Source organism: uncultured Comamonas sp. (genome assembly GCF_964277875.1).
Taxonomy (GTDB): domain Bacteria; phylum Pseudomonadota; class Gammaproteobacteria; order Burkholderiales; family Burkholderiaceae_C; genus Comamonas; species Comamonas sediminis.
Genome location: NZ_CAXYJV010000023.1, coordinates 21,511 through 42,530, shown reverse-complemented (window position 1 = coordinate 42,530; position 21,020 = coordinate 21,511). Strand labels below are relative to the sequence as shown.

The window sequence follows — 21,020 nt, the reverse complement described above, 5'->3', positions numbered from 1 at the left end:
GTCTTCCTTGTCAATAGCTACAGCTATTGACTGCAAAAGACGCCTTGCGTCTCATCCCGATCTGCGTCCATCCCGCTTGGCGAGGGTTTTGCAGAGCATCCCTAGAAGTTATCCAGGATGTTGGAAATCGAGGTCGCTGCCAGCAGCACATGGGGCAGCAGCTCGGCCTCGGCCTTGGCCGTGCCCCAGCGCGTGGAGGGGGCCGAGATGGTGATCGCGCCAATGGGCACGCCGCCCCGGCCGGTGATGGCGGCAGCCACCGAGATATCGCCCACCACGGTCTGGTTCTGCACGATCGCATAGCCGTCGCGCTCGGCGTCTTCGATGCGGCGCAGCAGCTCTTCGGGGTCGGTCATGGTCTGGGCGGTGATCTTGACCAGCGGCGTCGATCCGATCAGGCGCAGGCGCTCGTCCACCGGCAGCTTGGCCATCATCGCGCGGCCCGATGCGGTATAGGCCGCAGGCAGGCGCGAGCCCACGGCAAATTCCGAGTTGTAGATGTAGCGGCCCGGCACCTTGGCGATGAAGACCACCTCGTTGCCATCCATCTCCTGCAGGTTCGAGGTCTCGCCCAGGGTATGGGTCATCTCGATCAGGTAGGGATAGGCCCGCTCGACGATGCGTTGCGAGCGCAGGTAGTTGTACGACAGGCGCAGCACCTCGGGCGCGAGTGTGTACTGGTTGGAGCCGGGCAGGCGGCGGATGTAGCGCAGGTTCTCCAATGTGAAAACAATGCGCTGGGTGGCGCTGCGGTCGAGCTGGGCGGCCCGGGCAATCTCGGCCAGCGACATCTCGCGGTGGGTGTCGCGAAAGGCTTCCAGCACCTGGAAGGCCTTGGCCAGGGAGCCCACGAACAATGAGGATTCACGGGCAGAGGGTTCAACGCTTGCTACGGGCTCGGCAATGCTGTGGGTGTTTTTAGGCATCGTAAAAAGCGGCTGTCTCGGGTCACTGTCTAATGGTCTTGCATGAAGGTCGCGTTCAGGCTTGTGGCCTGCGGCGCGCCCAGCAGTCTGAGGGTCGTCTCGAACTCGGTGCGCAGTATCTCCAGAACCTCGGCCACGCCCTGGGGGCCGCGTGCGGCCAGTCCGTAGAGCGGCGCACGCCCCAGCAGGACGGCATCGGCCCCCAGCGCCCGGGCTTTGGCGATGTCGCTGCCGCGGCGCACCCCGCCGTCGACAAAGATATGCATCTTGCCATGAACCGCGTCGGCAATCTGCGGCAATTGCGCCATCGGTGCGGGTGCGCACTCCAGCTGCCGCCCGCCGTGGTTGCTGACCACGATGCCGTCGGCGCCAGCCTGCAGCGCGCGCCGGGCATCATCGGCGCTGAGCAGGCCCTTGACGATGACGGGCCCCTTCCAGTGGCGGCGCACCCAGGCCAGGTCTTCCCAGCGCAGGCCCATGTCCATCTCGCGGCTCATCGCGGCGGCCTGCTTCTGGATATTGCTCTCGACCCCGGCGCTGCGTGCCAGGTTGACCAGCTGCGGCGAGCCGCCCTGGCGCAGCATGCGCAGGCACCAGCGCGGGTGGCTGAGCAGGTCGGCCAGCAGCCGGGGCGTCCAGGGCACGGGCATGCGAAAGCCGTTGCGCACATCGTGGTCGCGCTTGCCATGCACCATGGTGTCCACCGTCAGCATCAGTGCGCTGAAGCCCGCTGCCTGCGCGCGGGCCATCATGCTCTGCGCGATGCGGCGGTCCTTTTGCACATAGAGCTGCAGCCACAGATCGCCCGGGCTGGCGGCGCGCACATCTTCCAGCAAGGATGTGGAGGCCGTCGACATCACAAAGGGCAGGCCAGCCGCATGCGCGGCGCGGGCCAGCACCTGCTCGGCCTGGGGCCAGTACAGGCCGTTCAGACCGGTGGGCCCGACAAAGGCCGGCATCGCCTGTTGGCGGCCAAACAGGGTGATGCTGGTATCCACCTGGCTGACATCGACCATCGTGCGCGGCAAGAAGGTGACATCGCCCCAGGAGGCGAGGTTGCGCGCCATGCTGCGGCCGTCTTCCGCGCCGCCTTCGAGGTAGTCAAAAGCGAAGCGGGACAGGCGCCGGCGCGCCAGCTCCCGGTAGTCTTTGATGGCAGGCAGCATGGCGGGTGCTCGCTCAGGCCAGCGCGTGCTCAGCCTGCAGCTGGGCCGTCAGCACCTGGCGCAGGCGGGCGGACAGCTCGGGGTTGCAATCGACCAGCGGGGCCAGCAGGTGCGGCGCCTGCACGCCCACCAGGTCCCAGACCGACTTCATCGGGCCCGGGTTGGTCTCGGCAAAGGCCAGGTCCAACAGGCCGATCAGCTCCTGGTGCAGGGCCAGCGCTTCCTGGGTCTGGCCACTGGTCAGCAGTGCGTACATGCGGGTCCACGTCTTGGGCAGCAGGTTGGCCGTCACGATGATGCCGCCCTGGGCGCCGCAGAGCATCTGCGCGGGGAAGATGGTGTCCTCGCCGCTCAGCACGGCAAAGCTGGCATCCACGCCCTTGACCACCTTGAGGAAGTGGTACATGTCGGTGTTGCAGGCCTTCATGCCGATGATGTTCTCGTGGCGCGAGAGCTCATGCAGCACTTCGGGCGCGATGGAGATGCGGGTGCGGTAAGGGATCTCGTAGATCACCACCGGCAGCGGCGACGCATCCGCATAGCGCAGGAAGTAGTCGCGGATGCCTTGCTGCGACGGCGTGGTGTAGTAGGGCGTCAGCACCATCAGCGCGTCTGCGCCGGCATCGGCCAGCGCCTGGCCCGAGGCGATGGCGTCGTGGTAGCCGGGGTCGAGCACGCCAGCCAGCACCGGCAGGTCAGCGGATTGGTGCTCGCGCACGGTGGCCACCATGCGGGCCCGTTCGGTGCGCGACAGCGCGCCGTATTCGCCAGTGCCGCCCAGCGGCACGGTGCCGCTGATGCCGCTGCCTTGCAGGTGGTCCAGCAGCGCGCGCACGGCCTGGGTGTCGATCTGGCCGTCGGCGGTCACCGGCGTGGCCAGTGCAGGGAAGATGCCGCGGAGTTGCTCAGAGGTGATACGTGTAGTCATGGTTCATCAATTCAAAGAAGCGGCGGAGCGGCGACGCAGCCAGTCCGCACAGGTGATCAAAATGCCGATGAAGGCGAACAGGCAGGTCGAGACGGCGGCGATCACCGGCGAGATCTGCAGGGTCACTTCATCCCAGAACTGCTTGGGCAGGGTGGAGCTCAGGCCACCGGAGGCAAACAGCGAGATGGTCAGCTCGTCAAACGAGGTGGCAAAGGCAAACAGGAAGGACGAGGTCAGACCGGCGGCAATAATCGGGAAGGTCACATAGCGCAGGGTCTGCCAGGGGCGGGCGCCCAGGCTCTGGGCGGCCATGTCCAGGCGCGTGTCGTAGTTGCGCAGCACGGCCATCATGGTCATCACCACATAGGGGATGGCGATGACGGTATGCCCCAGCACCAGACCCAGCGAGGTGCCCACCAGGCCCACCTTGGAGAAGAAATAGAACATGCCCACGGCAATGATCATGCGGGGGATGATCAGCGGCGACAGCACAAAGGCCAGCAGCAAGGCCTTGCCGCGCATCTGGCTGCGCACCAGCAGAAAGGCCACCGGCGTGCCCACGGCCATCGCCGCCAGCGCGGCAAAAAAGCCCACGACAAAGCTGCGCACCGTGGCGTTGATCCACAGCGGCGAGGCCAGCATGTCCTGGTAGTGCTGCAGGGTGAAGCCCTGGGGCGGCCAGTTCAGGCCCGATTTGTCGGCAAACGAGATCGGGATCATCAGCAGCGCAGGCACGCTCAGGAACACCAGCAGCGCCACCACGCTGGCGCGCAGCACGAACGAATCGCCTTGCTGCAGATCGCGTTTGCGCGAGCGGGGAACCAGCGCAATCAGGCGGTCGCTGATGCTGCCCAGCAGGCCCAGCACCGTCTCGGACAGCTGGCGCATGAAGCCGCTGCTGTGGTTGCTCTTGTCGGACTGCGCGCCCGTCATCGTCGACAGGCCCAGCACCTTGTCATAGACCGCAAACACGATCAGCACCACGATCAGCAGCAGCACCGAGATGGCGCCGGCAAAGCCCCAGTTCATCACCTGCATCACCTGCTCGATGATGAGCTGGGTGATCATGGTCTCCTTGCGGCCACCCAGCAGCTGGGGCACGATGAAGAAGCCCACGGCGGTGACAAAGACCATGATGGCGCCCGCTGCCACACCGGGCATGGACAGCGGAAAGTACACGCGCCAGAACGCGGTGCCCGGGCGCGCACCCAGGGTGAGCGCCGCGCGCGGCAGATTGCGGTCGATGTTCTCCATCACCGACAGCATGGTCAGCACGGCCAGCGGCATCAGCGCATGGACCATGCCCACCAGCACGGCGCCAAAGCTGTAGAGCATGTTGGAGGGCGCATCCTGCAGGCCCAGCGCCAGCAGCAGCTGGTTGGCCAGGCCATTGCGGCCCAGCACCACGATCCAGGCAAAGGCGCGCACCAGAAAGCTGGTCCAGAAGGACAGCAGAATCCAGAACACCCAGCGGCTCTTCTTGTCCTTTTGCAAGGACGAGACCAGGTAGGCAATCGGGTAGCCGCCGATGATGGACAGCAGCGCCGTGACCAGCGAGATCTTCAACGTGATCCACATCGTGTCCAGGTAGACCGAGGAGCTGAACAGCTGGCTGTAGTTGTTCCACTTGAAGCTGCCATCGCTGTAGATGCTCAGCAGCAGCAACTGGCCGACCGGGTAGACCAGCAGCACCAGAAACAGCATGACCAGCGGTGCGGCCATCATCAGCGGCCTTACCCAGGCCGCGCGGGGGGTGGCGGCGCTGTTCATGCGGGCTCCGGAACGGCGACGGCATCGCTGCTGGACCAGCCAAAGTCCACGGTGCTGCCCAGCGCATGGTCATGCTTGGCGATGGAGGTCGGGAAGGACAGCACCACCGGCTCGCTGCTGAGGGCAGGCGCCTTCAGGTAGAGCTTGGTGAGGCTGCCGGTGATCATCGTGTCGAGCAGCTGGCCGCTGAAGCGTTCGCTGGCGCCCTGGGCCGCTGCAGCGGCCGCCATGTTTTGCGGGCGCACCATCACGCAGACCTTGGCGCCGGTGGTCAGCGGCTGGTCGGCCGATGCCAGCAGTTCGGTGTTGGTGCCGTTCAAGGCCACGCGGGCCTGGCCGCCCTGGCTGGACACCACGGTGCCCTTGAACAGATTGCTCTCACCCAGAAAATCGGCCACAAACGGTGTGCGCGGGCGGAAGTACAGGTCCGCCGGCGAGCCCAGCTGCTCGATGCGGCCGCCGTTCATCAGGCAGATGCGGTCCGACATGGTCATCGCCTCTTCCTGGTCGTGGGTCACATAGACGATGGTGGTGCCGGCCTCGCGGTGGATGCGCTTGATCTCCAGCTGCATGTGCTCGCGCAGCTTCTTGTCCAGCGCGCCCAGGGGCTCGTCCATCAGCACGATGGACGGCTTGTAGACCAGGCAGCGCGCCAGCGCAATGCGCTGCTGCTGGCCGCCCGAGAGTTCCTTCGGAAAACGCTGCGCCACATGGGGCAGGTGCACCAGCTCCAGCGCCTCCAGTGCGCGCTTCATCGCGGTGGCGCGGTCCAGCTTGCGCATCTTCAGCGGAAAGGCGATGTTCTCGGCAATCGTCATGTGCGGGAACAGCGCATAGTTCTGGAACACCATGCCGATGTCGCGCTCATAGGGCGCGCCATAGGTCACGTCCTTGCCGTTGATCAGCAGCTGGCCGCCATCGGGCACGGACAGGCCGGCGATCATGCTCAGCAAGGTGGTTTTGCCCGAGCCCGAAGGGCCCAGCAGGGTCAGGAACTCGCCCTCAGGCACTTCCAGGTTGGTGGGGTGCAGCGCGACAAAGGAGCCGTAGCGCTTGGTCAGACCCGCAATCGACAGTTTTATGTTCTTCATTTCAATGGACTCCATTGCACCGCGGTGCAACGAATGAACCTGGGGGTGCCTGTGCGGAGGCTGGCGTGTTGTGCCGCCGCTCCGCAGGGTTCGTCATCAGTGGCGGGCCGTGCTTACTTCAGCACCCATCCGTTGAACTTCTCGATCACCGCAGCCTGGTTGGCCACCCAGTACTTGGCATCGATCTGCACGCCGTTCTTGATGTTGTCGGGATAGGTGGGCGAGTCCTTGGCCAGCTCGGGCTTGATGTACTTGAAGGCCTCGGGCTGGGTCACGCCAGCGGCAAAGTACTGGCTGAGCGAGCCCATGCGCTGGGGCTCGGACGCGAACTTGATGAACTCGCGGCAGGCGTCTGCATTGGGCGTGCCCGCCAGGATCGACCAGCTGTCCACGCCCCAGATGTTCTGGTTCCAGACGATGCCGATCTTGGCGCCATCGGCATTGGCCGACTGCGGGCGCGACACCCAGGTGGCGATCATGTCCACTTCGCCGGACTTGAGCATCTGCTCGACCTGGGCACCGGAGTTCCACCAGACGTCGATCTTGGGCTTGATCGCATCGAGGGCCTTGAAGGCGCGGTCCAGATCCAGCGGATACAGCTGCGCGGCCGGCACGCCCGAGGCCATCGCGGCCTGCTCCAGCGTGTCGAACGGGTGCTTGCGGATGCCACGGCGGCCGGGGAAGTCCTTGACGTTCCAGAAATCGGCCCAGGACTTGGGCGCGGCGCGGCCCTTGAAGGCCTCTTCACGGTAGGCCAGCACGGTGCTGTAGACATTGGTGCCCACGCCGTAGGGCGACATGTACTGGGCCGGGATGGTCTTGACGAAGGGATCGTTCTCCAGGCCATGCTTTTCCAGCAGCACCTTGCCGCCTTCGGTCAGCAGCAGGATCGCGGGCTGGCTGATCTTGGCCATGTCCCAGGTGTAGTTCTTGGTCTCGACCATGCTGCGGATCTGCGCCACGGGCTCGGCCGTTGCCTGCACCCCCACCACTTCGATGCCGGTCTTCTGCGTGAATGGCTTGTAGTACACCGCGCCATAGGCCTTGGTGTAGATACCGCCGTCATCACGCACCACGATACGCTTGGACGTGGCACGGGCATAGCGCAGTACGGCAGGTGCAGCAATCAGGCCTGCGCCAGCCACAGCCGCCTTCAGTGCGGTGCGACGGGAGGTAGTGATCTCAGTCATAAAGTGTCCTTTCGAAGGAAGAGGCAGGAGAAGTCAAGGGAGGGAGGGGGTCAGGGAGCGGGTGGCAGCAGGCGCCCGGGGTTGAAGCGCTGCTGCGGATCGATGGCGCGCTTGATGGCATGCATCAAGTCCAACTCGACGGCGGGCTTGAACAGCGCCATCTCGTCGGTCAGCACCTGGCCGATGCCATGCTCGGCGCTGAAAGTGCCTGCCAGCGCGCAGGCCACTTCGTTGACGGCCTGCTTGACGCGGTGCGAGAGCTGGTCCTGCTCGGCGGGCGTGAGCGCCTGCCACTGCGCAAACTGCATCTGCGGGATGAAGTGCACATTGCCGTCGCCCAGGTGGGCGACGATGATGATGGGCGCGTCCGGCACGATGCGGTGCGCGGCAGCCGTGGCCTGGCTGATGAACGCGGGGATGGCCGACAGCGGCACGGCCGGGTCGGTGTTGATGCCGATGCCGGCCTTCTTGTTGCCTTCGGAGACGCTGTGGCGCACCTCCCACCAGTCGGCCTGCTGCTTGCCGTTGGTGGCGATGGCCGCATCCAGCAGCATGCCCTCTTCGGCGGCGGCCGACAGGGTCTCTTCCAGCGCGGCGGCCAGCAGGGTCTCGTCGCAGGTGTCGGTCAGCTCCACCAGCACATGCCAGGGGTAGCTGGGGCTCAGCGGCGCGCGGCGGTCGGCCACATGGTTCAGCACAATGTTCAGCTGCACATCGTTGAGCATCTCAAAGGCCGACAGCGAGGCGCTGCAGCGGCTCTGGAAGCGGGCCAGCATGGCTATGGCCGCCTGGGGCGATTCCACCGCCAGCCAGGCCATCGCCCGCGCCGTGGGCAGCGGGTGCAGCTTCAGCGTCGCGCCGGTGATGATGCCCAGGCTGCCTTCGGAGCCGATGAACAAATGCTTGAGATCGAAACCGGTGTTGTTCTTGCGCAGGCCGTAGAGCCCTTCCCAGATGCGGCCATCGGGCAGCACCACTTCGAGGCCCAGCACGTTCTCGCGGGTATTGCCATATCGCAGCACGCCCGTGCCGCCGGCATTGGTCGCAATGTTGCCGCCGATCTGGCAGGAGCCTTCAGCGCCCAGGCTCACCGGGTAGAGGCGGCCATGGCTGCGGGCGGTCTCCTGCACGGTCTGCAGCACGCAGCCCGCATCGACCACCATGGAATTGTTGGCCGGATCGACCGCACGCACCTGGCGCATGCGGCCCAGGTTGATGACCACGGTCTCGGGCAGGTCCGCGCGCGGAATCGCGCCTTCGCAGAGGCTGGTATTGCCACCCTGGGCCACCACCGGCACCTGCGCGGCATGGCAGAGCTTGACCACCTCTGCGACCTGCGCCGTCGTCGACGGAAACACAACGCACTGGGCCTGGCCCTGGTAGCGCCCGCGCCAGTCGGTCACATGGCCGGCCAGGTCCTGCTGGCTGCGGAGAACTGCGCTATCACCAAGCAACGCGATGAAGGTCTGAATCAATGCCATATGCCCACGGGTCCAAAGTCTGGAGAGAGGACTCGATGATGGCTAATTCTTAATAAGATTAGTATTAGATGAAATACGAATACATGTGATTGCAATGCGATTGATGCATGCGCAGCTTAGCAGGCATGCTTTGCCGAGGTCGGACAGTGGGAGAGGGGATGCGGTTTCAGCGATGTGCTGCTAAGCGGGAGGCCGCTTGCGCCATCTGTGACTTTTAGCGCTGTGGTGGGCTATGGTCTGTAAGGGGCTGGAGACGCGATGCTGCCGCTCGTCACCGTCCTGCCAAAGGTGAGAGAGCCTTGCATTTGCGCGAGCAGGTTGGATTGGTGGAACCTGAGGCAGATGTCGCTATTAGTGTGTGGGGACTGACTGATTCTTCAACGGTGATTGAATGCCTGCGCGGGGCATTGTGGGGGGGGGGAAAGCAATTATCTGCAGATCTCATTGTCGATTTTTATGTCGACCATCATAGAGAACATTAGGCGAGCATTTTCTCCAATAATCACTAAATTGCATTTCTGGATGTATAGAAAGCTCATATGGCTTGTCACAAAAATAACTCTCACAAAATAGTCATCGCCTAGCTGATGAACTTCCCTTTTCCTGTTTCCATGAACTACATTTTCTATGAATCTATCTGATTTTCTAAAAAACATGTAGTCCGGAACTCCGTGATGGTTCATTCCACAACTCATCCAGTTTTCTGCTGTGTCCCAGTTATCTGATACTTCATTCATCAGGCATTCAGCATGGGTTGTTACGGTGACGTCGTCGATGACTAGGCGATTGTGGTCTGCATGGCTTGCTTGGGAGTAGATCAGAGTGAGGCTAAGAATACCTGCTTTAAGAGTTGATGGAAGGTTCATAACTTTTACCTTTGCCGCCTCTTAGAAAGTCTTCCAGCTAAAAAAATCGCTAGTGCAGTGCCAAGAATTCCTGCGATAGCTAAAAAACTTGCAATCGCCGGTTGCCTACAGCGCGGGTTAGATACAAACAGGTTAAATGCATTTCCACATTCTGCAAAAGCCATGCTGAAAGAGGAAATGACCCACATCAAACACCAGATAGAAAATATTGGGAGTATGGCCGCGATAGCGCATAAACAAAAGTAGAGAAATTTGTGAAAGCCCATTTTGAAGTTTTCAATTATTATTAAACCGCACTCCAAAAGCTAATGTGGAGCCATTGCTTCTTTCGTGCTTGGTAATCTTACATTGGTCGTTGATGTTCTGATTTGAAGCCTTCTACTCGAGCATTCAAGTGTCAGTGTTAAAGTAATGGCTCATCCTTTTGTGTTTGTTTCTAAATAATTAAAATTTAGATAAGTGGATTTAAATGAATTTATCTGCATATTTCGTTGCCTATTTTTATATCGGTCATTGTAGAGAATAAAAAATTTGCATCGTTCCCTGCTATAACTAGATAGCATTTTTTTAAAAATAGAAAATTGAATGGGTAATCACCAATCATGAATTGCACAAAATCGTTCTCTCCGATTTTTTGAACTATCTTTTTTCTATTGCTATCGATAACATTGTCGTGAAAATTTCGGTCGAGATGAAATCTCAAATCAATATCATCTCTCAATACATCTAATTTGCATGTCAGTGTGTGTTTCTTGGAATCTAGTATCGTACAAAAGGGAGGAATTTTTATTGTTATATTTTCTAAAGTAAATTTATCCTGGGCGGTGATTGCAGCATTGGAGTAAAGAAGGGAGGCTAATAAAAGGGTAAATTTTGACATTTGGTGTTACTTCACGCTTGGAGGTCCGTTTCCTAGGGTGCCGGGGGTGTTTTTGTATATATTCACCGAGCCATTGGCGATGTCTTTATATCCTTCGAGGGCTGTTCTTCTGGAATTATCTAGATCTTGTTGCATTTTTTCTCCTGGTACGGCGCAGGTTTTGGTTTCACGTAAACAGTCGTAAATTTCATCTTTTTTCTCCTGATGGGTTTTAAGGTTGGAGGTGCCTTTCACAATTTGTTGAGCTCCCTCCACAGTTTCCTTTGCCGAAGTTATTTTTTCAGCAGTGTCCTTCAATTTTTCACGTTCTGGGAATAAACCAAACGCATCGATGAAAGCATTAGGATTGCTAATCGCATACATATAAGTATTTGCTCCCCCCTCCAACCCAATCGGATCCTGCGTGATATACCCCCCCCATCTGCGGGTCGTAATACCGATGCCGGTTGTAATAAAGCCCTGTCTCCAGGTCATGGATCTGCCCCGGTAAACGAATCGGCTGCCCAATCCCGTGCGGGTCGACTCATCGAGCACATTGCCCCAGGGGTCCAGACTGGCCGCCCAAACGATCTGTCCATTCGCATCGGTCAAGGCCAGCGGGGTGCCCAGGTGGTCGCAGTGGTAGTAATGGTGGTGATGCGGGTATGGGCTTTCTAGCGCAGTTGCTAACTGAATTTTTTCAAAGTTTATTTTAAATGTGGGGTTATATTAATTTATGTTTGGACTCATCAGTGCTTAGTTCGCAAACCTCATGTTCGAATTCTTCAATAACATCATCTAATTTATCGTAAAGCCCTCCTTGCCACTCTTTGATGCAGGTGGCGTCAGATTTGCAGTATTGCCAATCTGCTGCGAGTCGGTGAACTTCATTTTTTAGTGTACAAATTAACTTGTTCTTCTCGTTGATGTTTGCTTTAATTTCCTGAAGTGCATTAATCCTGCTTATTGCCTTTATTGCCAAGACTTTATCCATTTCTGCCTGCGCGTCCAATAGTGTCTTGTTTTGATTTATGCTCATTCCGCCTTTGTAGCTTGCAAAAAAACAAGAAATCATTAATATCACGCATAAAAATATTTTCATTTTGCTTGAAGTTGTTAATTTATTCTTGAAGGTCTTTAATGCGAATCATGATTTCGTTGAAATGATCTTCTTTGAATTTTTTTGCACATAGTGTATTTTTTTCACAATTCATTATTCCTCTTTTGGGTAAATATGTTGATTTTTTAATTTCTTCTTTTATGGGTATATTTTTGAATATTTGATACTTCATCTTGCTGGATTCTATAATTCCATCTTTAGCCCTGGATGCTGTAAAGCCAATTGTTTGTTGTTGCATGTGTTTTTTAATATCGGCTTTATTTTTTGTGATTCCTATAAAAAATCCGATAACACATGTTGAAATTAATAAAATAGATTTAAATGAATCTATCTGCATATTTCGTTCTCTATTTTTATGTCGGCCATTGCTGAAAATAATAGATTTGCGTCACTTCCTGCTATAGCGAGATCGCATTTTTGTATGGAGAGAAGATTAAATGGATGGTTTCCAATAATGAACTGTGCAAAATAATCATCGCCAATTTTTTGAACGCTTTTTTTTCTATTATTATTAATGACATTATTGTAGAAATCTTTGTTTTCATGGAATCCTAAATAGGACTCGCTTCCCTTAGAGTGTATTTTGCACGTTAATATGAGTCGCTCCGCGTTCTCTATCACACATGTGGGCGGTATTCTGATTTTCACTTGATTGATGGTAAATGCATATTCTGTTGCCATCGCTATTTTGGGTAAAATTAAAATTGAGACTAATATAAGGAATTTAAACATTTGATTTCTACTTTATGCTTGGAGGGCCGTTTCCTATAGTGCCGGGAGTATTTTGATAAATATTTACCGATCCATTGGCAATATCCTTGTATCCCTCTAGGGCCGTTCTTCTTGATTTTTCAAAGTTTTCTTGCATTTGATCCCCTGTGGTGGAGCACGTTGTTACTTGATTCAAGCATGCATAAATGTCTCCTTCCGTTTCTGAACGGCTTTTAAGTTTATTTTTGCCTCTATTTATCTGTTGAGCTCCCTTAACGACGTCTTTGGCGGTATTTAGTTTGTCTGCAGTATCGCCAAGCCTTTCAAGATCTGGGTTTAACCCTAATGCGTCGGTAAAGGTGTTAGGGTTGCAAATCGCATACATGTAGGTATTTGATCCCCCCTCTAACCCAATCGGATCCTGCGTGATATACCCCCCCATCTGCGGGTCGTAATACCGATGCCGGTTGTAATAAAGCCCTGTCTCCCGGTCATGGATCTGCCCCGGTAAACGAATCGGCTGCCCGATCCCGTGCGGGTCGTACTCATCCAACACATTGCCCCAGGGGTCCAGACTGGCCGCCCAAACGATCTGGCCATTCGCATCGGTCAAGGCCAGCGGGGTGCCCAGGTGGTCGCAGTGGTAGTAGTGGGTGGTGATGCGGGCATGGGCTTGTTGTTGTTGCTGCTGGCGCCTTCCTTACATACCTCAACGACAGGCGCACTTCGCAAATCGAAGATGATTTCGCCTTTCCGTCGGTGACGCATTGGGTAAACCACGCTGCCCCTCCATTACTCCTGCACGGGGTGCGCACTTTTTCTTACATGCCTCCAATTTCATCGCCTGCCTTTCTCCCTTGCTTGGAGCAAAGTAGTATGCCGTGACAGCGACGGTAGTCACTATCAAAAATGCAAGCAGTCTGATGTACTTACGAAACCACATCTTCATAGCAATAGGCTCCATCATGCATCGGCTTGATGTAACTGCAGCTGGTTACGTATACCTTGCAGTGGCTGGGCGCAGCGTTGGCGCTGGATATACTTGCTAAACAGGCTCATTATCTGCATGACTTATTGTCATGTTTAATATCAATGGCCATGGAAAAAATAAAGCTGACGTCGCCACCATGAATAATAATATTGCAGTTTTTTATGTACATAAAATAAAACGGTCGCTTGTCTACAATTACTCTTGCAAAGTAATCATTTTCAATTTTGAAAATCGTTTTCTCACGAGTGCTGTTTAAAACGTGAGATTCAAAGGTGTCTCCTTTTCTTAGGGCGATGTAGAACTCTTGGTCTTGGGGATTATTTTTGCAATTAAGATTGTTTTGAATATTTCTGGAAACATCGCATTCATTTGGTATTTTTATCTCTACATTGCCAATCGTAATTACCTCAGTGGCCACCGATGTCGAAGCGATAAATAAATAAAGTATAGAGATGAAAAATTTTGACATATAACTTCCTTGATTTCTGCAGAAGTCATGTAATGAAAATGTTTTGTAGTTGGTCAATGATTTTTATAGTGTTTATTTAGAATATTAGGGTTGTGATTTAAATCTTTGGATCATTGAGTGCAATTTGATGAATGTATACTGCGTTAATTTTAATTATCTACATGATGCATTGTCTATCTTAATATCTGTCATCATTGAGAAAATGAAGCCTGGGTTTTGACCGTGAATTGCAATGTTGCATTTTTTAAGATATAAAAAATAATAATCCTCGCCATTGACTATGATTTTTGCGAAATAATTTTCGTCTATTTTATAAATATCTTTTTTGCGTTCAGATTTTAAAATATTAGACTCATATGTGTTTCCGTCGCGGACTGCTATATAGTAATCTTCCCAGTCGCGCTCTCTTTTGCAAAGTAAAGTGTGTTTCGAGGCATCTAAAACTTCGCATTCGTGTGGTAAGTTGATTCTTACATTTTCGATTTCAAAATATGTATTTTGCGCAATACAACTTTGATGTAAAGCAAAAGCAAGTGCGAATGTAAAGAGTTTTGACATATTATTTAATGCTTGGTGCGCCATTGCCAATGGTTCCAGGGGTGTTTTTATAAATGTTTACTGATCCGTTGGCAATATCTTTAAGTCCGCTTTGCTCCACTCTCTTGGATCTGTCATGAATATCCTGCATTTGGTCACCTGTTAAGTTGCAAAGCGTGCTATCTAGAACGCATGCTCCAATATCACGTTGTTTGATTTTTTCGGTCTTTATTTTATTTGCACCTTTATGCACTTGCTGGGCCCCTTCCACTCCTTCTTTCGCTGACTTTATTTTTTCTGCAGTGTCCTTAAGTCTCCCGCGCTCCGGGTCGAGTCCTAGCGCATCGCTAAAAGCATTCGGATTGCAAATCGCATACATGTAGGTATTTGATCCCCCCGCCAACCCAATCGGATCCTGCGTGATATACCCCCCAATCGCCGGGTCGTAATACCGATGCCGGTTGTAATAAAGCCCCGTCTCCCAGTCATGGATCTGCCCCGGTAAACGAATGGGCTGCCCGATCCCGTGCGGGTCGTACTCATCCAACACATTGCCCCAGGGGTCCAGACTGGCGGCCCAGGCGATCTGGCCATTCGCATCGGTCAAGGCCAGCGGGGTGCCCAGGTGGTCGCAGTGGTAGTAGTGGGTGGTGATGCGGTTATGGGCTTGCTGTTGCTGCTGCAGGAGCTGGTCACGCATGCCTTGCAGCAGCTGTGCGCCGCGTTGGGCGGTGTCCCCCATCAAGGCGGATGCGGCAGGCATGGCGGTGCTGCTGTGCAGGGCCTGCTGCATGTTTTGCTCCGCTTGCGCTTGCATGCTGGCGGGCATGGCGCTGAGCATGGTTTGCATCAGGGCCAGCCCTTGGGTATTGCTGTCGTCGGTCTCAGCACTGCTGTCCGCTTCGGCCATCCCCGCCTGCAGCGCGCGCAGCAGCAGCGGCGGCTGTTGGTGTTCGCTCAGCTGGGCGGTGGTGCTCAGCCGCACCAGTGGGGTAAAGCTGCCGCTTTCGTAGATGGTGTGTTCTATATGCCGGCAAGGCTGACCATCGGCGCCGGGGCGCAGGTGCTCGGTGTGGATGAGCCGCTCGCCGTCCCAGCCGTAGTAGCTGGTGTGCTCGCCTGCGGCGGTGCTGCTCTTTTTGCACAGACGGCGGCCCAGCGCGTCGTAGGTGTAGCGCAGGTGCTGTTCGGGCCGGCCGTCGCTGTAGGTGCAGTGGACTTCGAGCAGTTGGTGGTCGCCGTCGTAGCGCAGTTCTTGGCGGCTGCGCTGGGGCTGGCCTTGTGCGTTGGGGGCCAGCGATTGCAGCTGCTCGATGCGCCTGCCGAATTCGTCATAGCGCCATACGCAGTCGGTGCTGTAGCCGATGCGGTTGTCGTCCCATTGTTTGACGGGGCCACGCTGGTAGGCGCCCCGGTGGTCCAGGCCGAGCAGGTTAAAGCTTTCTTCCCGCCAGTGCGCGTGTACCTGGGCGGTCCATTGCTGGGCATCGCTGCCGGGGTTGGCCGCTGTGGGGGTGGGGCCGGGCAAGCGGTTGCCAGCGGGGTCGGTGCGCCACTCCTGGAGGTTGGTAGGGCGCAGCCCTTCTGCAGATGCAAGCAGGCGGCCTGCGGCGTCGTAGGCATAGCGCAGCACCTGGCTGGGCTGCTCGCCCACCCCTTGCTCGATAGTGGTGATCTGGCCCAGCGCATCATAGCGGTAGCGCCGGTGGGCGATCTGGCCCACCAGCTGCAAAGCCAAGGGCGGTGCGGCGGGGTTGGCTGCAGGGGGTAACTGCAGGCCTTGGGTGGCGGTGGAGAAGACGCGGCCCAGGTCGTCCCATTTGCGCAGGATCTGGAGGGGACTTGGGCTATTTGCTGGCTTGTCTGCAGGGCCGAGGCTGCCCAGGCTGCGCCGGGTTTCTCGGTGCTGCGCATCGCGCTCTATATCGACCAGGGTGTGGCCGTTGTGCTGCAGCCCGTGCACATGGCCTGCGCCATACAGTTGCCAGGCGATGGTGCCCAGCCCTTGCAGTTCACTGTGCAGGCGGTTGCCCAAGGCGTCCAGCCCATGGCTGATGTGGTGTTCAAACTCTGGCGTGGCCGAGGCTGGATCGGCGTCGCTGCCGCCCGTGGCGTAGAGCTTTTGTACTTCGCCAGTGATGCGGCCCAGCGCGTCGCGTTGCAGGCTGATCTGGCTTTGCAATTGAGCGGGCAGGGCTTGGGCCGCGTCTGCAGCGGATGCGGGGTGTAGCCACACGCTGGCACCGACCAGTTGCCCGGCCGCGTTCCACTGGTAGTGGTGGGTTTGTGCGGGGGCATGCGCGCTGGCTGGAATGTGGCGCTGGCTTAGCCGGCCGCTGCTGTCCCAGGCATAGCGGGTGGTGTGCTGGTACTTGGCATTGCCATCGGTGCTGGTCAGCAGCTGGCCGGCGGCATCCCAGCGATAGCGCTGCAGCCGCTGGTCAAAACCTTCTTCCTGCACCAGGCGGTCTTGCGTGTCCCAGGCAAAGCAGCTTTGGGCGCCGTTCTCGTTCACCAGCCGGGTCAGGCGCCCTGCGCTGTCGTACTCCAGGCTGATGCTCCGGCCTCCCTGGCTGCGTTGCAGCAGGCGGCCCCACAGGTCGTAGCTCAGATGGATGTGGTGCGCTGTCAGGTCCGTTTGGCCAGGGCCTGGGCGGCTTGAGGCATCCCATGCGGGCTCAATGCGCACCAGGTGGCCGGCATCGTTGTAGTGGTAGCGCTCTACCGAGGGGCCTACCCGCTCGGTGGCCACCAGCCGGCCCTGGCTATCGCGCTGGTAGCGTTCCCACTCTCCGCTGGCATTGGTGGTTTCTTCCAGCGCGCCATAGCGGTCGTAGTTGTAGCGGGTGGTTCGGCCGGAGCAATCGGTGTATGAAAGCAATTGGCCTGCTCCGTCCCAGTCCAGGTGCTTGGTGGCGCCGTGGGCGTCTTCGATACGCAGGGGCTTGTCGGCGATGAGGGGCGACTCCGTGGGGCTGGGGTAGTGGTAGCGCTCATGGCTGCCATCGGCCCAGGTGGTTTGCGTCAACCGGCCCCAGGCGTCGTACTGGTAGCGGGTGCAGGCGCCGGCTGCATCGGTGCTGTGCAGCAGCCGGCCGCTTGCCTCGTCATAGTGCTGCTGGGTGCTGCTGCCACCGGGCAGTTGCGTGCCGGTGATGCGGCCCAGGCCGTCGCGGCGCAGGTAGGTGCTGCGTCCTAATGGATCGGTGCTGCAGGTCAACCGCCCAAGGGCATCGTAGGCCTGCAGCCAGCGGCTGCCGTCTGCCTTGTTGTGGGCCACCAGGCGCGACAGGCCCGGCGCGCCCTCAAAGTGGTAGGTCTCCACGCGGCCCAGGCTGTCGCTGACGCGGGTGCTGGCCCGGGGCAGGCCCTGCGGGCTGTCCGGCAGCACCTGGTAGTCAAAGCGGTACTGCAGGCCGTCCTGGTTGTAGTGTTCGATCACGCGGGCGCCAGGCGCGGAGGTTTCGTAGCGGTAACCGTGCCAGGGGCCTTGGGCAATGCGGTGGGCACTGATGCGGTGGTAGTCCCACTCAAAACTGCGCACCAGCACCTTGGCGCGGTTGTGGACGGTCAGCAGGTCACCGTCGTCGCTGTAGCCGTAGTGTGCCAGTGCAATGGTGCCGCGCAGGGGTGCGATAGGGTCTTCAACAAGCTCCACGGTGGCCAGGCGCAAGCCGTCATCGGCTCCCCAGAGTGCATGGCGGTCCCGGGCCTTCTTGCCTTTGTGGATGCGCTGGTGTTGCAGCCGGTAGCGGCGACCGGTGCCATCGCTCAGCCCTACCAGCATGCCCAGCGGCAGGGGGCGGAGATCCGTGTCACGCTGGCTGCCATCGCTGTACTGGTAGTGCTGGCTGCGCCCGAGCCGGTCCGTCACCGCCACCAGGCGCCAGCGGTCTGCCGCGCCGTCTGCGCTGCGTTGGCTGGGCACCATGGCCAGGTGCCAGCAGGTATCGCCATTGCCGCTGGTCGCCAGGATGGTGTCCGCGCTGCGCGCCAGCGTGGGCGCAATATGGCGCCAGCGTGCATCGCTGGCCCAAGGGGCGGTGCCTTCTCTGTCACTGCCACCACCACCACGCAGCAGCCACAGCCCTTCGCTGGCGCTGTAGAGCTGGCCGCCCGGCGGCAGGGGGTCGTCAAAGGTGATTACCCGGCCATTGGCGTCAAACAGCAAGGTAGCTTCTTCTTGCAGCGCAACGCTCAGCTCCAGCCACAGATGCCAGCCGTAGCCCAGCAATCCGCAGGCTGCCCCGTGGCTGGCGTTGACATAGCTGCTGTAGCGGCGCTGCCAGACGACGGGCAGCGCGCCTGGCAGCGCAAAGTCCAGATCTTCCTCACCCAGCAACACCTTGGCGCCGATTTGTGGATTGACGGGCGAGCTGACGGTGATGCCGCCGGGGCATTCAGAGCAGGCGATACCGCCTTGGCTGCCGATGAGTACGGTGCGTGAGCCTTGGACGATCTTGCCTTTGGCGACGCGATCGCCCTTGCGGGCTGCGGGTTGGCCACTCATGAGAGGGGTCTCCTGGCGTTGGTTGGATAGCGAAGTCGGGGTAGGGGGCCGCTGTGACCGCCTTAGCAGTTCAAGCGGTCTTCGGGCGAGAGAATTTCGATGCGGCCGGGCGTGATCTTGAGGGTGCTGTCGCCGCAGCTGAAGATGATTTCTTGCTGGGCTTCCAGGCGGATATTGGCGGCGGTGACGGTGACGTTCTGGCCCGTCATGCGGAGGTTGGAGGCTTTGCCACCTCCGCCGCCACCTTCTTCACCGCCGGGGCTGACGATGTGCATGGAAGCGCCTTCAGCGCCACTCCCCGAACCGCCGCCGCCACCGCCACCGACGGTGAGCGAATACTGCTCGCCCACCTGTGTGGTCTGTTTGCTGCCGACCTTGGTGCTTTGGTTCTCGCCCACATTCAGGCTTTGGTTCAGCCCTACATGGGTTTGCATGAACATGCCAATGTTCTGCATGTAGTTCACGCCGATGTTCATCATCTTCATGGCGCCAACGTTCTGCAGGTAGGCCATGCCGATGGTCTGGGCTTTGAGCACGCCGACGTTGATGGTCCAGTTGTTGCCGATGTCGTCGGTCTCATTGCGGCCTACGGTTTTGTCCCGGTTGATGCCGATGTCCACCGACTCTTTCAGATCGAAGCGGCGTTGGCGGTTCTGGTGGACGGTCAGGGTTTCATCCAGGTCCACCTCCTCGGTGCGCCAGCCGTGCACATTGATCTTCTCGTTGCGGTCTACCACTTCGGTGCGGTCACGGTGGATGGTGTTGAACTCATCGCGGTCGATGACCTTGCGCCGGTCATTGCCCACCCATTTGTCTTCATCGTTCTCGACTTCGGTGAGCTGGTCCTTTTGCGCGTGCAGCCACAGCTGCTCCTGGCCTTTTTTGTCCTCAAAGCGGATGGCGTTGGCATCGCCAGCACCGTCTTTTTCGCCAGCGCCAGGGGCGCCGCCCTTGCTGGATCGGGTCTTGATGCCCGACTGCGTTTTGTTGGCCGGCAAGTCCGAGGGCGGCATCTGCATGGCGTTGTAGACGCGGCCGGTGATGATGGGGTAGTCGGGGTCGCCGTTGAGAAAATCGACGATCACCTCTTGCCCGATGCGCGGAATATGCATGCTGCCGTAGCTGCTGCCGGCCCAGGTTTGGGAGACGCGGATCCAACAGCTGGAGTTTTCGTCTTTTGTGCCATATCGGTCCCAGTGGAACTGCACTTTGACGCGGCCGAATTTGTCGGTATAGATCTCTTCGTTGGGTGGGCCGGTCACCACGGCGGTTTGGGGGCCGGTGGTGCTGGGCTTGGGGGTGCTGCGCTGGCTGCGGTAGGCGGTGCTTTTGGGCACGGCAGAAAAGCGGATGCGGTAGCTGGCGCCATGGTCTGCGCCACCACCGTCGCTGCGGTGCACGTTCTCGGCAAAACGGTAGGAGGCCGACTCGATCAGGTATTCCTTGTTCTGATCGCTGCGCGGATATTTGCTGAAGGTGAACAGATAGCCGGGGGCGATGTTGCGGGCATTGCCATCGCCCTGCACCATCTCCCGCTGGGCCTGCTGCTGTTCGATGCGCACGCGGGCATAGTTCTCGCCGTCGGTCACATCGGTGTAGCCGCCGGGCCAGTCAAAGCGCTCACGGCTGTCCTCGCTATGGCCGGCAGGCTGCTGCTGGCGGGTGTCCAAAATAGCACGGGGCCGCTCGAAGTCGTAATCGTCGGCAGCAAAGTGGCCCGATGCAATGTCTTCGGCAAAGGCCCAGCTGTCGACAAAATCTTCGTCGCGCACTTGGGCGGCGCGGTCCCCTGGGTAGTAGGGGTGGGTGCTGGTGCCCTGGGGCAAAGGGGTATGGCTGCCAATGTCATCGGCCAGTACCAAGGTATGGCTGCCGTTGTGGTGTTCAAAGAAAAAGTAGGCGCCTTCCATCTCCAACAGGCGCGAGACAAAGTTGAAATCGCTCTCGCCGTACTGCACCAGGTACTTCCAGCTGCGGTAGTTGCCGATGAGCTTTTGGTCGATCACAAAGCCATAGGGCGCCAGCACTTCCTGAACGATCTCGGGCACGGTTTTGAACTGGAAGATCTTGAAATCGGTGCGGCGCGTGGCGTGCCACAACCAGGGGCGCAGTACCGCTTCATAGGCGTAGAACGCACCATCTTTGCCGCTGAAGCTGAACTGGGTGATTTGCCCGGAGAGAAAGCGCTTAGCGCTGCCGTGGAGCTTGGTCGTGAGATCGATCTCGATGCTCATGTCCTTGCCCAGCAGGCTTTTGGCCGAGATGCTTTGCGATTCGCTGATCAGCCGAACCCGGTACTCGAACAAGCGGGAGATCTGCTCGCTGCCCTCCAGCAAACGAAACTGCAACTCCTCGCCCAAGGGGCTGTGCGCGATAAACGTGCGGTTAACCATATGCTTGACCCA

Annotated in this window: 17 protein-coding genes; all 17 read right to left on the bottom strand. The window is 58.1% G+C overall.

Features of this window, described 5'->3' with window-relative positions; translation table 11 throughout:
• Positions 1-101: 101 nt before the first annotated feature.
• Positions 102-926: an IclR family transcriptional regulator gene (locus tag ACHWUQ_RS09035; RefSeq protein ID WP_312526101.1), complete on the bottom strand. Its 825-nt coding sequence runs from the start codon at positions 924-926 to the stop codon at positions 102-104.
• Positions 927-955: 29 nt separating this feature from the next.
• Positions 956-2,092: an alpha-hydroxy acid oxidase gene (locus tag ACHWUQ_RS09030; protein ID WP_239810172.1), complete on the bottom strand. Its 1,137-nt coding sequence runs from the start codon at positions 2,090-2,092 to the stop codon at positions 956-958.
• Between the two features lie 13 nt (positions 2,093-2,105).
• A complete protein-coding gene (gene dapA / locus ACHWUQ_RS09025; protein WP_312526099.1) occupies positions 2,106-3,020 on the bottom strand; it encodes a 4-hydroxy-tetrahydrodipicolinate synthase in 915 nt (304 codons plus the stop codon).
• A gap of 6 nt (positions 3,021-3,026) precedes the next feature.
• Positions 3,027-4,790 (bottom strand): ABC transporter permease subunit, encoded by a 1,764-nt coding sequence (locus ACHWUQ_RS09020; protein ID WP_239810174.1) that lies wholly within the window; start codon positions 4,788-4,790, stop codon positions 3,027-3,029.
• Entirely contained in the window at positions 4,787-5,881 is a 1,095-nt protein-coding gene (locus tag ACHWUQ_RS09015) for an ABC transporter ATP-binding protein (RefSeq protein ID WP_312414134.1), read from the bottom strand. Before ACHWUQ_RS09015 ends, ACHWUQ_RS09020 begins: the two co-directional genes overlap by 4 nt.
• A gap of 113 nt (positions 5,882-5,994) precedes the next feature.
• Positions 5,995-7,071 (bottom strand): ABC transporter substrate-binding protein, encoded by a 1,077-nt coding sequence (locus ACHWUQ_RS09010; RefSeq protein ID WP_239810176.1) that lies wholly within the window; start codon positions 7,069-7,071, stop codon positions 5,995-5,997.
• Between the two features lie 50 nt (positions 7,072-7,121).
• Positions 7,122-8,552, bottom strand: a complete 1,431-nt coding sequence (locus ACHWUQ_RS09005; RefSeq protein ID WP_394680939.1) for an FAD-binding oxidoreductase — start codon at positions 8,550-8,552, stop codon at positions 7,122-7,124.
• A gap of 428 nt (positions 8,553-8,980) precedes the next feature.
• On the bottom strand, positions 8,981-9,418 hold the full coding sequence (locus tag ACHWUQ_RS09000) for a hypothetical protein (RefSeq protein ID WP_394680938.1): 438 nt from the start codon (positions 9,416-9,418) through the stop codon (positions 8,981-8,983).
• A 475-nt stretch (positions 9,419-9,893) separates the two neighbouring features.
• On the bottom strand, positions 9,894-10,298 hold the full coding sequence (locus ACHWUQ_RS08995; protein ID WP_394680937.1) for a hypothetical protein: 405 nt from the start codon (positions 10,296-10,298) through the stop codon (positions 9,894-9,896).
• Between the two features lie 6 nt (positions 10,299-10,304).
• Positions 10,305-10,973 carry an RHS domain-containing protein gene (locus tag ACHWUQ_RS08990; RefSeq protein ID WP_394680949.1) on the bottom strand — a complete coding sequence of 223 codons (669 nt, stop codon included), beginning with the start codon at positions 10,971-10,973 and terminating at the stop codon, positions 10,305-10,307.
• Positions 10,974-11,001: 28 nt separating this feature from the next.
• Positions 11,002-11,379, bottom strand: a complete 378-nt coding sequence (locus ACHWUQ_RS08985; protein WP_394680936.1) for a hypothetical protein — start codon at positions 11,377-11,379, stop codon at positions 11,002-11,004.
• Between the two features lie 19 nt (positions 11,380-11,398).
• Positions 11,399-11,734: a hypothetical protein gene (locus ACHWUQ_RS08980; RefSeq protein ID WP_312836078.1), complete on the bottom strand. Its 336-nt coding sequence runs from the start codon at positions 11,732-11,734 to the stop codon at positions 11,399-11,401.
• A gap of 402 nt (positions 11,735-12,136) precedes the next feature.
• Positions 12,137-12,721, bottom strand: a complete 585-nt coding sequence (locus ACHWUQ_RS08975) for an RHS repeat-associated core domain-containing protein (protein ID WP_394680935.1) — start codon at positions 12,719-12,721, stop codon at positions 12,137-12,139.
• Positions 12,722-13,166: 445 nt separating this feature from the next.
• A complete protein-coding gene (locus tag ACHWUQ_RS08970) occupies positions 13,167-13,568 on the bottom strand; it encodes a hypothetical protein (protein WP_394680934.1) in 402 nt (133 codons plus the stop codon).
• Between the two features lie 153 nt (positions 13,569-13,721).
• On the bottom strand, positions 13,722-14,126 hold the full coding sequence (locus ACHWUQ_RS08965) for a hypothetical protein (protein ID WP_394680933.1): 405 nt from the start codon (positions 14,124-14,126) through the stop codon (positions 13,722-13,724).
• A 1-nt stretch (position 14,127) separates the two neighbouring features.
• The gene (locus ACHWUQ_RS08960; protein ID WP_394680932.1) at positions 14,128-18,615 is read right to left on the bottom strand and encodes an RHS repeat-associated core domain-containing protein; all 4,488 of its coding nucleotides are present in this window, start codon (positions 18,613-18,615) and stop codon (positions 14,128-14,130) included.
• 62 nt (positions 18,616-18,677) lie between these two features.
• Positions 18,678-21,008: a type VI secretion system tip protein TssI/VgrG gene (tssI, locus tag ACHWUQ_RS08955; protein ID WP_394680931.1), complete on the bottom strand. Its 2,331-nt coding sequence runs from the start codon at positions 21,006-21,008 to the stop codon at positions 18,678-18,680.
• Positions 21,009-21,020 lie beyond the last annotated feature (12 nt).

Coding starts and splice junctions, on each gene's coding strand:
- ACHWUQ_RS09035 (WP_312526101.1), bottom strand. CDS start 926: ATGCCTAAAAACACCCACAGCATTGCCGAGCCCGTAGCAAGCGTTGAA.
- ACHWUQ_RS09030 (WP_239810172.1), bottom strand. CDS start 2,092: ATGCTGCCTGCCATCAAAGACTACCGGGAGCTGGCGCGCCGGCGCCTG.
- dapA (WP_312526099.1), bottom strand. CDS start 3,020: ATGACTACACGTATCACCTCTGAGCAACTCCGCGGCATCTTCCCTGCA.
- ACHWUQ_RS09020 (WP_239810174.1), bottom strand. CDS start 4,790: ATGAACAGCGCCGCCACCCCCCGCGCGGCCTGGGTAAGGCCGCTGATG.
- ACHWUQ_RS09015 (WP_312414134.1), bottom strand. CDS start 5,881: ATGAAGAACATAAAACTGTCGATTGCGGGTCTGACCAAGCGCTACGGC.
- ACHWUQ_RS09010 (WP_239810176.1), bottom strand. CDS start 7,071: ATGACTGAGATCACTACCTCCCGTCGCACCGCACTGAAGGCGGCTGTG.
- ACHWUQ_RS09005 (WP_394680939.1), bottom strand. CDS start 8,552: ATGGCATTGATTCAGACCTTCATCGCGTTGCTTGGTGATAGCGCAGTT.
- ACHWUQ_RS09000 (WP_394680938.1), bottom strand. CDS start 9,418: ATGAACCTTCCATCAACTCTTAAAGCAGGTATTCTTAGCCTCACTCTG.
- ACHWUQ_RS08995 (WP_394680937.1), bottom strand. CDS start 10,298: ATGTCAAAATTTACCCTTTTATTAGCCTCCCTTCTTTACTCCAATGCT.
- ACHWUQ_RS08985 (WP_394680936.1), bottom strand. CDS start 11,379: ATGAAAATATTTTTATGCGTGATATTAATGATTTCTTGTTTTTTTGCA.
- ACHWUQ_RS08980 (WP_312836078.1), bottom strand. CDS start 11,734: ATGCAGATAGATTCATTTAAATCTATTTTATTAATTTCAACATGTGTT.
- ACHWUQ_RS08970 (WP_394680934.1), bottom strand. CDS start 13,568: ATGTCAAAATTTTTCATCTCTATACTTTATTTATTTATCGCTTCGACA.
- ACHWUQ_RS08965 (WP_394680933.1), bottom strand. CDS start 14,126: ATGTCAAAACTCTTTACATTCGCACTTGCTTTTGCTTTACATCAAAGT.
- ACHWUQ_RS08960 (WP_394680932.1), bottom strand. CDS start 18,615: ATGAGTGGCCAACCCGCAGCCCGCAAGGGCGATCGCGTCGCCAAAGGC.
- tssI (WP_394680931.1), bottom strand. CDS start 21,008: ATGGTTAACCGCACGTTTATCGCGCACAGCCCCTTGGGCGAGGAGTTG.